This is a genomic window from Paenibacillus turpanensis, from assembly GCF_011421635.1.
Lineage (GTDB): Bacteria > Bacillota > Bacilli > Paenibacillales > YIM-B00363 > Paenibacillus_AK > Paenibacillus_AK turpanensis.
Window position 1 is genome coordinate 62,350 of record NZ_WTLI01000020.1, and the last position, 14,264, is coordinate 76,613.

General features: G+C 54.6%; 6 protein-coding genes. All 6 read left to right on the forward strand.

The features are described from left to right. The first annotated feature begins 258 nt into the window (after positions 1–258). The gene (locus GQS10_RS17785) at positions 259–3,507 is read left to right on the forward strand and encodes a glycoside hydrolase family 48 protein (protein WP_166244668.1); all 3,249 of its coding nucleotides are present in this window, start codon (positions 259–261) and stop codon (positions 3,505–3,507) included. A 157-nt stretch (positions 3,508–3,664) separates the two neighbouring features. After that, positions 3,665–6,043, forward strand: coding sequence for a glycoside hydrolase family 6 protein (locus GQS10_RS17790; RefSeq protein ID WP_166244758.1), 2,379 nt, complete (start codon positions 3,665–3,667; stop codon positions 6,041–6,043). A 246-nt stretch (positions 6,044–6,289) separates the two neighbouring features. Next, entirely contained in the window at positions 6,290–8,143 is a 1,854-nt protein-coding gene (locus tag GQS10_RS17795) for a cellulase family glycosylhydrolase (RefSeq protein WP_166244669.1), read from the forward strand. Positions 8,144–8,329: 186 nt separating this feature from the next. Further along, positions 8,330–11,215, forward strand: coding sequence for a cellulose binding domain-containing protein (locus GQS10_RS17800; RefSeq protein WP_166244760.1), 2,886 nt, complete (start codon positions 8,330–8,332; stop codon positions 11,213–11,215). A gap of 280 nt (positions 11,216–11,495) precedes the next feature. Beyond that, on the forward strand, positions 11,496–13,841 hold the full coding sequence (locus GQS10_RS17805; protein ID WP_207952331.1) for a glycoside hydrolase family 9 protein: 2,346 nt from the start codon (positions 11,496–11,498) through the stop codon (positions 13,839–13,841). A gap of 226 nt (positions 13,842–14,067) precedes the next feature. Continuing rightward, entirely contained in the window at positions 14,068–14,244 is a 177-nt protein-coding gene (locus GQS10_RS17810; RefSeq protein ID WP_166244671.1) for a hypothetical protein, read from the forward strand. The last annotated feature ends 20 nt before the right edge of the window (positions 14,245–14,264 follow it).

The window sequence follows — 14,264 nt, forward strand, 5'->3', positions numbered from 1 at the left end:
ATTTTTGTTTCAACACATTTCGTAGATGCGACCGCATAATCCTCCTCTTCAATGACAGCTTGACAGCCTCACTTTCCAATTCGGAATAATCGTCGCTCTACTCCAGCCCGCATGATCATCTTTTACAGCAGAATAAACCATCTAGCAATCACTGTAATCATTTTAGCTGATACCATCCACGGAAAGGCAGTTGAGCAGGCTCGTTTACTCACACGAAAAGGAACGATTTTATTTTAAAATCATAAGGAGGACGATGTTATGCTGCGCAAAGTGTTAACCAAAGGAGTCGTAATGGCTCTAGCCGCAACGATTACGTTTACGGGTGTTGGAGATGTGAAAATGTTTACCTCTACGGCGTTTGCTGCAACGGAGGAAGGCGAGCATAAGGCGAGGTTCATGCAGCTTTATAACCAAATTAAAGATCCGGCAAACGGATATTTTTCCCCGGAAGGTATTCCTTATCATGCAGTGGAAACGCTGATGAGCGAAGCGCCGGATTACGGGCATATGAGTACATCGGAAGCGTACAGCTACTGGCTGTGGCTGGAAGCGCTGTACGGCTACCATACCGGCGATTGGAGCAAGCTCGAGGCCGCGTGGGACAACATGGAAACGTACATTATCCCAATAAATGAAGGGGACGGCCAGGAAGAGCAGCCGACCATGAGCTACTACAATCCAAGCAGCCCGGCTACCTATGCGGATGAAAAGCCGTACCCGGATCAGTACCCTTCTTCGATTGGAGCGAAGTATCCTGCAGGAAGGGACCCGATTGACGCGGAGCTGAAGGCGACCTATGGAGATAATCAGACGTACCTGATGCACTGGCTGCTCGATGTGGATAACTGGTATAAGTTCGGCAATCTGCTGAATCCGTCGCATACGGCGACCTATGTAAACACATTCCAGCGCGGCGAGCAGGAATCGGTGTGGGAAGCGGTTCCGCATCCATCGCAGGACAATAAGAAATTCGGAAAGCCGAATGAAGGCTTTATGTCCTTATTTACAAAAGAAAGCGCAGCACCCGCCGCTCAGTGGCGTTATACGAATGCAACGGATGCGGATGCGCGTGCCGTTCAAGTGCTGTACTGGGCCAAGGAGCTGGGCTATAACAACCCGGTTTATCTGGATAAGGCGAAGAAGATGGGCGACTATCTTCGTTACGGACTCTACGATAAATACTTCCAACAAATTGGCAGTGCGGCAGACGGTACACCGTCTCCGGGCACGGGCAAGGATTCCAGCATGAGTCTGCTCGGCTGGTATACCGCTTGGGGCGGAGGTCTAGGCGAAAACGGTTCGGGCAACTGGGCGTGGCGGATTGGCGCAAGCCATGTACACCAGGCGTATCAAAACCCGGTCGCTGCGTATGCATTGTCCACGGCGGAAGGCGGTTTAATTCCGAAATCGCCGACGGCCAAGGAAGATTGGAATGCGTCGCTGAAGCGTCAGCTGGAGTTCTATACCTGGCTGCTGTCCTCGGAGGGTGCAGTCGGCGGAGGAGCGACCAACAGCTGGGACGGCGCATATAAGGCGTATCCGGCGGGAGTCAGCACCTTCTACGGCATGGCGTATGACGAAGCGCCGGTTTACCACGACCCGAATTCGAACACGTGGTTCGGCTTCCAAGCGTGGCCGCTGGAGCGCGTAGCCGAGATGTATTACATTTTGGCCGAGAGCGGAGACATTTCATCAGAAAACTTCCAAATGGCAAAAACGGTCATTTCGAAATGGGTCGACTGGTCCATGGATTACGTTTTTGTTGACGAAAAGCCGGTCACTGATGAAAGCGGTTACTATCTTGATGCGGAAGGTAATCGTATTATGGGCGGTGACAATCCGCAGGTGGCGACAGTTGCAGCTCCGGGCGAATTTTATTTGCCAGGCTCGCAGGAGTGGATCGGCCAGCCGGATTCGTGGAACGGGTTCGCAAGCTTTACAGGCAACCCGAACTATCACGTGGTAACGAAGGATCCAAGTCAGGACGTAGGTGTGCTCGGCAGCTACGTAAAGGCACTTGTATTCTTTGCGGCGGCGACGAAGGAAGAAAACGGCGATTATTCGGCGCTGGGAGCGCAGGCCAAAGAGCTTGCCGATAAGCTGCTGGATACGGGCTGGAACTACAATGACGGTGTCGGCATCGCTACAAATGAAGCGCGGGGCGACTACCATCGTTACTTTACGAAGGAAATTTATTTCCCGAACGGCTGGAGCGGCCTCTTTGGTCAAGGCAATACAATTCCGGGCAATAGCGGCGTACCGTCCGATCCGGCGAAGGGCGGAAACGGCGTGTATATCAGCTACGCGGAGCTGCGTCCGGATATTAAGAAGGACCCGCAGTGGTCGTATTTGGAAAATCTGTACAATTCATCGTGGAATCCGGCAACGAAGAAGTGGGAAAACGGCACACCGACCTTTAAGTATCATCGCTTCTGGTCGCAGGTCGATATGGCTACGGCGTATGCCGAATATGACCGGCTGCTTGGCGAGCAGGGCAGCGTCACGATTCCGGGAGCTCCCGCCGGTGTAGCAGCCGCAGCGGGCGATGCGCAGGCGGTCGTGAGCTGGAACGCGGTGAGCGGAGCCGCGAGCTATACGGTGAAGCGCGCGGAAGTGAGCGGCGGTCCGTACACGATGGTAGCGGCGAACGTGACGTCCGCCAGCTATACGGACGCGGGCTTGACGAACGGCACGACGTATTACTACGTCGTGAGCGCGGTGAACAGCGCCGGCGAAAGCGTGAATTCGGCGCAGGTTAGCGTTACGCCGCAGGCGGGCGCGGAGGTGCCGGCTGCGCCGGCGGGCTTGACGGCCGCAGCGGGCGATGCGCAGGCGGAGCTGAGCTGGAGCGCGGTGGAAGGCGCGGCGAGCTATAACGTGAAACGCGCGGAGGTGAGCGGCGGTCCATACGTGACGGTAGCGTCAAACGTTGCGGCAGCTGGCTACACCGACACGGGCTTAACGAACGGCACGACGTATTATTACGTCGTGAGCGCGGTGAACAGCGCTGGTGAGAGCGCGAATTCGGCAGAGGCAAGCGCCACGCCGGAAGGCGATGTAGTAACGCCGCCTCCGACAGGAGACCTTGTGCTTCAATATCGTGCAGGGGATACGAATGCAGGCGATAACCAAATCAAGCCGCAGTTCAACATTAAAAATAACGGCACCGAGGCTGTTAAGCTGAGCGACCTGAAAATCCGCTACTACTTCACGAAAGAAGGAGAGGCGGACATGGCGTCCTGGATCGATTGGGCGCAGGTCGGCGGCAGCAACATCGACAGAACGTTTACGGATTCGTACGTCGAGCTGAGCTTCAAGGAAGCTGCCGGGTCGATTCCGGCAGGCGGAGAGTCGGGCGACATTCAGCTGCGCATGTCGAAGACCGATTGGTCCAACCTGGACGAGTCGAACGATTATTCCTTCGATGCGACAAAGACGTCTTATGCGGATTTCGATAAGGTGACGATTTACCAGAACGGCACGCTCGTATGGGGTACTCAGCCGTAAGAAGGCATTACCACGCTGCGGTGCCCGGCCGGGAACAGGGTAGGGTTAAGCTCGGTTGGGCACGCACGTGGCCTTTTGAGGAATTGTGGGATGTTCATTATTTTGTGAAAAGGAGCTGATTGTAGTGTTAAAGCATGTGAGAAAACGTTTGGGCGTCATGTCCTGCGTTATGGCGCTGACGGCGAGCTTGTTCGGCTACACGGGTACGGGGCAAGCGGCGGAAGCTCATGTCGACAATCCTTTCTTAGGTGCGACGGCTTATGTGAATCCCGACTATGCGTCCTTAATTGATACTTCCATTGCCAAGGTGAATGATCCTGAGCTTGCGGCGAAGATGGAGACGATCAAGTCGTATCCGACCGCGGTATGGCTGGATCGCCGTGTGGCGATTCATGGCGGAGATGCGAACGGCGGTCGCCGCAGCCTCGCGGATCATTTGGACACCGCGCTTGCGCAAAAGCAGGGCGACACGCCGATTACCGCTCAATTCGTCATTTACAATATGCCGGGACGCGATTGCCATGCTTTGGCGTCTAACGGCGAGCTGCCGCTGACGCAGGAAGGGCTGCAAATTTACAAGACGGAGTATATCGACGAAATTACGAAGGTGTTCGCCGACCCGAAATATCGGGATATCCGCATTGTAACGGTCATTGAGCCGGACGGCTTGCCGAACCTGGTTACGAATTTAAGCGACCGCGAGTGTGCGGAGGCGAACTCCACTGGCATTTATGTATCTGCGATTCAATACGCGATCGATAAGCTGCATGCCATCCCGAACGTATACACGTATCTCGATATCGGGCATTCCGGCTGGCTTGGCTGGGATAACAACCGGAGCGGAGCGGTACAGCTGTATACCAATACGGTAAAAGGGACTGCAGCAGGTCTTAAGAGTGTAGACGGCTTTATCACGAATACGGCGAACTCCACGCCGCTCGAAGAGCCGAATCTGCCGAACTCCGGGCTGACGGTGAACGGCAGTCCGATCCGCTCCTCGGATTTCTATGAGTGGAATCCGTATTTTGACGAGTCGGATTTCACCGCGGCATTGTATGCGGATTTCGTAGCTGCAGGCTGGCCTGCGGACATCGGCTTCCTGATTGACACGTCCCGCAACGGCTGGGGCGGGCCGAACCGCCCGACGAGCGCGGTAGGCTCGGATATTAACAGCTACGTCAACTCTGGACGCGTGGACCGCCGTGAGCATCGCGGGCTGTGGTGCAACAATGCGGGAGCAGGTATGGGGATGGCTCCTCAGGCGGCGCCAAGCACGTTCCCGGCATCGCACCTGGATGCTTATGTCTGGGTAAAGCCTCCGGGTGAGTCCGACGGCTCCAGCTCCCTGATCCCGAACGATGAAGGCAAAGGCTTCGACCGGATGTGCGATCCTACGTATATGACGCCGGAGGGCGTATTGTCCGGAGCGCTGCCGAATGCGCCGGTTTCCGGCCACTGGTTCCATGATCAATTTGTCATGCTAGTACAAAACGCTTATCCAGTCATTCCGGCAGGCGATTCCCCGGTTCCGGTAAAACCGGCGGCGCCGACGGGAGTGAAGGCGGCTGCCGGCGATGCACAGGCAGCGTTGAGCTGGAATGTGGTAAGCGGCGCAGCAAGCTACACGGTGAAGCGGGCAGCGTCGGACGGCGGTCCGTACACGACAGTAGCTTCGAACGTGTCAGCGCCGAATTACACGGACACGGGCCTGACGAACGGGACGACGTACTACTACGTCGTAAGCGCGGTGAATAGCGCCGGTGAGAGCGCCAATTCCGCGCAGGTTGCGGTGACGCCTAAGGCGGGAGCGGCAGTGCCGGCAGCGCCTGTCGGCTTGACGGCCGCGGCGGGCGACACGCAGGTGGTGTTGAGCTGGAGCGCTGCGGATGGCGCGACGGGTTACAACGTGAAGCGTGCAGCGTCGAGCGGCGGCCCGTACACGACGGTAGCGTCGAACGTGTCGGTGGCTAGCTACACGGACACGGGGCTTGCAAACGGGACGACATACTATTACGTCGTGAGTGCGGTAAACAGCGCCGGCGAAAGCGCCAATTCGGCGGAGGCAAGCGCAGCGCCGAAAGGCGATGTAGTAACACCGCCGCCTGCGGGAGATCTTGTACTTCAATACCGCGCAGGGGATACGAATGCAGGCGACAACCAAATCAAGCCGCAGTTCAACATTAAGAACAACGGCACAGCGGCGGTAGAGCTGAGCGAGCTGACGATCCGTTACTACTTCAGTAAAGAAGGAGATGCGGCGATGGCGTCCTGGATCGATTGGGCGCAGGTTGGCGGCAGCAATATCGACAGAACGTTTACGGATTCATACGTCGAGCTGAGCTTCAAGGAAGCAGCCGGTTCGATCTCCGCAGGCGGACAGACCGGCGACATTCAGCTGCGCATGTCAAAAACGGATTGGTCCAGCCTTGACGAGTCGAACGACTACTCCTTCGACGCAGCGGTGACGTCCTACACGGACTTCGATAAGGTCACGCTTTATCAAAATGGCGAGCTCGTGTGGGGCATCGAGCCGTAATCAGCCGTGTTGCTGCAGGGAGCTGACTTTCGCTGTATATAACGAAATGGAACGCTAAGCCTCGGTGAGACTTGCGGTAACGGGGCATCTGCGGATGCCCCGTTTTATGTAATGATAAGGAACTATATGAAGGCTGAGAACAGGGATCTTTTCGCTGTATACCGGAACGGCGAATTTGTTTGGGGTGTGGATACTCATTGCTTCATGTTTTATAAAAACCGTTGTTGACAAAGGAGGAATGAATTTATGAAAAGCAAGAACACCAGGCGTAAACATGCCGCTGTGCAAGCGGCTGCAATCAGTCTCGTCACTGCGATGATCTGTGTGGCGATTCCTTGGGATGAACGAGTTGTGGCGGGGGCATCCGCTTCGTCAGCGGCTTCAAGCACTGTGCTTCTTAGCACGGAGGCGAAGTCTCAGCAAGCGGCACAAGCCGTCATCGGCCATGTGAAGGGCTTCACCGTGGACGGCACGACATTGCTTGATGCAACAGGGGCGCCATTTGTCATGCGGGGAGTGAATCATGCGCATACGTGGTATAAGCAGGACCTGGCGGCCGCAATTCCGGCCATTGCTGAAACCGGCGCAAACACGGTGCGCATTGTGCTATCGGATGGCGGCCAATGGACAAGGGACGATGTCGACTCGGTAAAAGGCATTATCGAGCTGTGCGACCAGTATCAGCTCACCGTTATGCTGGAGGTGCACGATGCTACCGGCTCCAACAGTGCGGATACGCTGAACCGGGCGGTTCATTATTGGATCAGCATAAAGGACGCCTTGGTAGGCAAGGAGGACCGCGTCATCGTCAATATCGCCAACGAATGGTTCGGCGCCTGGGAAACGGCGGGGTGGACGAGCGGCTATCAGGCGGCGATTCCGGCTCTGCGCAGCGCGGGAATCAAAAACACGCTGGTGGTTGACGCTGCGGGCTGGGGCCAGTATCCGAACTCAATCTTTACAAGCGGAAAAGCGGTTTTTGATGCCGATCCTTTGAAAAACACGATCTTCTCGATTCATATGTACGAATATTCGGGAGGCACGGCGGAAACGGTCAAAAGCAATATCGACAACGCGCTGGCAATCGGCATTCCGGTCATTATCGGCGAGTTTGGCCACAAGCATTCAAGCGGTGATGTTGCCGAGGAGGCCATCATGGCTTACGCCGAGGAAAAGCAGGTCGGCTGGCTGGCTTGGTCTTGGTACGGCAACAGCGGAGGGGTGGAGTACCTTGATCTTGCCGAGGGCCCGGCCGGGGCTTTGACGGAATGGGGAAACAGCGTCGTACATGGGCCGCAGGGCTTGAAGGCGACCTCCCTGCTGAGCGGCATTTACACGACTGCGGGCTATGTGCCGGTACCTGACGATGACGGCGGGACTGTAACCGTCCCTTCGGCACCGGCCGGCTTGCGCGCCTCGGGCGGCGAGTCCGAAGCGACGCTCACGTGGAGCGCATCGGCTGGAGCTGCAAGCTACACCGTCAAGCGCGCCGCTAAGGCAGGCGGGCCTTACACGGTCGTCGCCTCGAACGTAGCGGGCACAAGCTACGCTGACACCGGGCTGATCAACGGTACGACATACTATTACGTCGTTACAGCGGTAAACAGTGCCGGGGAAAGCGCGGGCTCGGCGGAGGTAAGCGTGACGCCGCAAGGGGCTGTGCAGCCGGAGGGCGATCTTGTGCTTCAATATCGCGCCGGTGATACGAACCCAAGCGATAACCAAATCAAGCCTCAATTTAACATTAAAAACAATGGCTCGGCTGAAGTTGATTTGAGTGAGCTTCGCATCCGCTACTATTTCACGAAGGATAGCGGCGCAGCGATGAATTCGTGGGTGGACTGGGCGCAAATTGGCGGAAGCCATGTCCAGCGGACATTCACGGAAGATTATGTGGAGCTGAGCTTTTCTTCCGAAGCGGGCTCCATTCCAGCGCAGGGGCAGTCGGGTGACATTCAGCTGCGCATGTCCAAGACCGATTGGTCTAACTTTGATGAGGCAAACGATTATTCCTTTGACCGTACAAAAACCTCCTATACGGACTGGGATCGGATCACGCTGTACCGCGGCGGAGAACTTGTATGGGGTGTTGAGCCGTAATCGCGGAAACGGTTGAAAAAGCGTCGTTTGCTTATGACACCTGTGAATGTTTGTGAACCCATCGATGTTTGATGAAGATCCGGGCGGAGGTGTAAAAGGGGCTTTGCTTCCTTTATCCCCGCCTCCGATTTTTCGCAGTAGTGAACATACCGAAGCCAAATCAATGAGGAGAGCGAGGTTTTGAGCATGGCGAAGAAAAAGGTGAAGAAAACAAATTCGATTTTAAAAAATATCGGGTCTTTTGTGTTGATCGGTGCTGTTGTCGGCACTACCTTTATCGGGTTTTCCCCACAAACGCTCGCGGCGCCAAGTGAAGCTTACGAGTGGAAAAATGTACACACCGGCGGGGGAGGCGGCTTCATTCCAGGGATCATTTTTAACGAAACGCAAAAGGATTTAATTTATGCCCGTACCGATATCGGAGGCGCTTATCGCTGGAACCCGAAAGATCAAACCTGGACCCCGCTTCTCGATTTTGTCGGCTGGGACAACTGGGGCTATACCGGTGTCGATGCGCTGGCGACTGACCCGGTAGATCCGAACCGTTTATATTTGGCCGTTGGAACCTACACGAATGATTGGGACCCGAATAACGGGGCAATCCTGCGTTCGTCGGACAAGGGCGACACTTGGGAAGTGACGGAGCTTCCTTTTAAAGTGGGAGGCAATATGCCTGGGCGCTCGATGGGGGAGCGGCTTACGATTGACCCGAACCAAAACAGCACGTTGTATTTTGGCGCGCGGAGCGGGAACGGGCTTTGGAAAAGTACCGATTTCGGCGCAACTTGGTCGAAGGTGGAGAGCTTTACGAATACGGGCACGTACGTACAGGATCCGACGAATCCTTATACGAGCGATATTATGGGGATCGCCTGGATCACCATCGATCCAAGATCGGGCAGCATCGGACAGGCGAGCCAAACGATTTATGTCGGCGTAGCGGACAAGGAAAATAGTGTGTTCCGCAGCACGGACGGGGGAGTAACATGGGAAGCGGTGCCGGGAGAGCCGGCCGGTTATTTGCCGCATCATGGAGAGCTGTCGGACAATGGCAATTTGTACATTACGTACAGCGACGGCATTGGGCCTTATGACGGAACCAAAGGGGACGTCTGGAAGCTGAATACGGCGACGGGCGAGTGGACGAATATTAGCCCGATCCCGAGCAGCAGCAGTGACAATTATTTTGGTTACGGCGGGCTTGCTCTTGACGAGCAAAACCCGGATACCCTAATGGTCGCAACGCTGAATTCGTGGTGGCCGGACGCGATCATTTACCGCAGCACGGATGGCGGAGCAAGCTGGTCCCCCATTTGGGAGTGGGCGGGCTACCCGAATCGTACGCTGCGCTACAAAATGGACATTTCCGCAGCACCATGGCTCGATTTCGGGCAAAATCCGGTTCCGCCGGAGGTTACCCCGAAGCTTGGCTGGATGATCGGGGACTTGGAGATCGACCCGTTTAACCCGGATCGCATGATGTACGGCACAGGAGCTACGATCTATGGCTCGGATAACTTGACGGCGTGGGACGCGGGAGGCACCGTGGACATTTCCGTTATGGCCGAAGGCATTGAGGAGATGGCGGTGCAGGATTTGCTGAGCTTGCCGGCGGGACCGTCGCTGCTTAGCGGGTTATTGGATGTCACGGGCTTCCGACATGATGATGTAACGAAGGCTCCGGCAAAAATGTTTACCAATCCGAACACCACGTCCAGCATGGATTTTGCCGAGCTTGAACCTAGCTTTATCGTGCGCGTCGGGCAAGTCGATTCTTCTTCCACCGCCTCCGGAGCGAAAGCGATTGGGTTTTCCCGTGACGCTGGATCGAACTGGTACGCGGCGAATTCCGACCCTGCTGGTACAGCGGGGGGAGGGACGGTGGCGCTCGCGGCAGACGGCAGCTCCATCGTTTGGAGCACGCCGGATGCGGGGGTGTTTTATTCAACTTCTAGCGGCAACAGCTGGACGGCAAGTGAGGGGGTTCCCACGGGCGCCAAGGTTCGTTCTGACCGTGTGAACAAAACCAAGTTTTACGCTTTTCATGCGGGGGCGTTTTATGTAAGCACGGACGGCGGCGCCACGTTCAGCAAGACGGCGGCCGCAGGCTTGCCGACGGAAGGCACCGGATACTTTAAGGCCATGCCGGGACGTGAAGGTGAAATTTGGCTTGCCGGCGGCAGCCAAACGAGCGGCGTGTACGGCTTATGGCACTCCACAGACTCAGGCGCTTCGTTTACGAAGCTGAGCAATGTGGAGGAAGCCGATACGATCGGCTTCGGCAAGGCGGCGCCGGGCAAGAGCTACATGGCGCTCTATATTACGGCGAAAATCGATGGGGAACGCGGAATTTACCGCTCCACCGATGCGGGCGCGTCATGGGTGCGGATCAATGACGACCTGCACCAGTACGGTATACCGAACGCCGCGATTACGGGCGACCCGCGGGTGTATGGCCGCGTTTACCTGGGCACGAACGGGCGGGGTATTTTGGTTGCCGACACAACGAATCCGGGTGGCCCGACGGACCCAACGGACCCAACGGACCCAACGGACCCAACGGACCCGACGGACCCGACGGACCCAACGGACCCGACAGATCCAACGGACCCGACGGATCCGACAGACCCTGCTCCTCAAGGGGATCTAGTACTGCAGTATCGTGCTGGGGACACCAACGCTAAGGATAATCAAATGAAGCCGCAATTTAACATTAAAAATAATGGGGAACAAGCGGTAGATTTGAGTGACGTAAAAATCCGTTATTACTTTACCAAAGAAGGTTCGGCGGACATGGCTTCGTGGATCGATTGGGCCCAAATAGGCGGAAGTAATATTGAGCAGACATTTACGGATACCTATGTCGAGCTAAGCTTTAGCGCTGCGGCCGGTTCTATTCCTGCAAAAGGCCAGTCCGGGGATATCCAGCTCCGCATGTCGAAAAACGATTGGTCAAACCTGGACGAAACAAACGATTATTCATTTGATGCCGCTAAAACCTCGTACGAGGATTGGGAACATGTGACCTTGTACGTGAATGGAACACTGGTCTGGGGGAAAGAGCCTCAGTAATAAACCGTTTTTACGAATCCAGTAGCTCGTCTAATAGAATCCTATTCCCCTATTTCTAAAGGCACAAAGAAATAGGGGAAACCTCCTGTTTGATAGCTTGCAAAATAAAGGTAAAAAGAACCTTGTTTACCAATCGAAGAATGATAGGGTAATAGAGTGAATGGTTTCTCCCGGAAGGAACAAGCGTCCGCCCTGCTGGAAAGTGCTCTGCATCGTAGAGTAACTGCCTGATCTGACGATTTACATTCTATGAAAAAAATATACGTAGGAGGGAATTGATATGAAACGCAAAGCGGGTCTCACTTTACTATCGTTGTCCCTGGCATGCTCGATATTTACATCGACCGCGAACGCGGATTTTGACACAAGCAATGTGAGGGTGAATCAAATCGGCTACCTGCCGGGGGCGGATAAAGTCGCTACAATCGTGTCCAATTCCACATCCCCGCTGAATTGGACATTGCTGGACTCCTCAGGCAATACCGTCGCAAACGGCAAAACGACGGTGTACGGCCACGACCGTGCCTCGGGTGATCATGTGCACCGGGCTGATTTTTCCGGCGTTTCGCAGTCGGGCACGTACACCTTAAGCGTTGCCGGGACGGGAACGAGCGTACCTTTTGTAATCGGGTCAAGCCTTTACCCGAATTTGCCGAAGGAAGCAATGGAGTATTTTTATTTCCACCGCATGGGTGTCGATATTGAGGCGCAGTACCTGAACAATCCGGTATTTGCTCATAAAGCGCTGCACCCCGGAGATGAACGAATCAGCTGCTTTAACAATTGGTGCGGCGGAAGTGTGCTTAATGTAAAAAATTCATGGGCTGATGCCGGGGATTTTGGCATATATGCGGTGAACCATGCGATATCCGCTTGGACACTGCTTAATTTCTATGAACGATATCCGCAGGCGTTTCAAGACGGTTCACTGAATATTCCTGAAAAAGCGAACGGTATACCGGATATTTTGGATGAGGTGCGTTTTGGTTCGACCTTTATGAAGGGGATGCTTCCGGCTTCCGGAGGACTTGCCTCGCACAAAGTGCACAACGATAATTGGAGCGCGTTCCCGTTGATCAATATCGATGCGGAAAATGCAATGACTCGTCAAGCGCAGCCCCCATCAACGAATGCGACCTACGCTGTTGCAAGAAATCTGGCGCAGCTGGCCCGCTTGCTTCAGCCTTATGACAGCGGGGCGTCGGCGGAGTTGTGGACGACGGCCAAAGATGCATGGACACGCGCAGCGGCGAATCCGAATGTAGATTACAGCGGTGGTACGCCGGATGCCGGAGGCGGAGGAGATTATGGGGACAGCAAAAACAGCGATGATCATTATGCAGCCGCTGTGGAGATGTACCTGTCCGCCTATGCTTTGCAGGATACCCAGTTATCCTCTTATCGGAATGCGGTGACCGGTTCGCCGCATTTTAAAGAAGTCGGTCATTTTGATTGGGCTGAAGTGGCCTCCACCGGGACTCTTTCACTTCTTTCCGCGGAAAATGACTTGCCGGCTCATACCCTTGATGAAATGAAGAGCAATGTGATCCTGCATGCGGACGAGATTTTAAACACGATGGATGGAGAAGGCTACCCGGTTCCTTTGCCAGGAAGTGAGGAGTATCCTTGGGGCTCCAACTCTTTTATCGTTAATAAAATGCTCCTTATGGGCTACGCCCATGATATAAGCGGAGATGCAAAGTATGTAAAAGCAATGCATCGGTCCATGGACTATCTTATGGGGAATAACGCTATGAAAATTTCGTACATTACAGGGTATGGGGAGTATCATGAGTCGGACCTTCATGACCGCTGGGCTTGGGGTAAATACCAAAGCGGGGCCGCTTACCCGAAGGGATGGCTCTCGGGCGGGCCGAACAATGCATTAATTAACGATCCGGCGACTCCGGGCGGGCGGCCGGCCGCCAAATCTTATGCGCCAAAAAATACAGCGCCCGACGCATGGGCATCAAAGGAAAACACGATTAACTGGAACGCCCCCTTGGTCTGGGTGTCCCGATATATGCAGGATAAAGAAGCTGTTCTGGGCGGGGTGACGGATCCAACGGAACCGACGGACCCGACAGATCCAACAGATCCAACAGATCCAACAGATCCAACAGATCCGACAGACCCAACGGACCCAACGGATCCGACAGACCCAACAGATCCGACGGATCCACAGCCAAGCTCCGAGCTTGTGCTCCAGTACCGGGCCGGTGATACGAATGCAAATGACAACCAGATCAAGCCCCAGTTCAACATTAAAAACAACGGGGATTCCGATGTTGCGCTCAGCAGCTTAACCATCCGCTACTATTTTTCAAAAGAAGGCACTGCGGATATGAACTCATGGATTGATTGGGCGCAGGTAGGGGGCAGCAGCATTCAAAGAACGTTTGGCAAAGACTATGTCGAGCTCAGCTTTACATCCGATGCAGGCTCGATTCCGGCAGGAGGTCAGTCCGGCGATATCCAGCTGCGCATGTCGAAGACGGATTGGTCCAATCTAGACGAGTCGAACGATTATTCCTTCGATGCAGCCAAAACCACCTTTTCAGATTGGTCAAAAGTAACGCTCTATTCAAACGGGAAGCTGATTTGGGGAGTGGAACCGAAGGAATAACCTACCCATGACAGAACAACTGCAAAAGCGGCTTTAGCGAAAGGATCTCCGAACCGAACGGCTCCTTCCCCCACCATTTTGGGGAGGGCAGCCGTTTTTGATTTTTTCACAAATAATATTCAGAAAATTCAAATATCATCTATGTACATTCACAACAAACGGACATATACTAGGATTATATCCGAAAGCGTTTTCAATTGATCTGAAAATGTGGGAGGTATTCCATATGGTGAACGAAACAAAGTATAGAAAGCAAGCGATGCAGGCATGGGAGCTGTCCCGTGAAGAGACTGTAGAAGAGCTAAGAGCAGAAGCAGTAAAATGGAGCAAGCTGTTACATCAACTGATGAGAGCCCTCAAAAACGCTGTCACTTTTTCCTTCACAACGAAGCGGCACCTATAATGATCGTCAGAAATATGCCT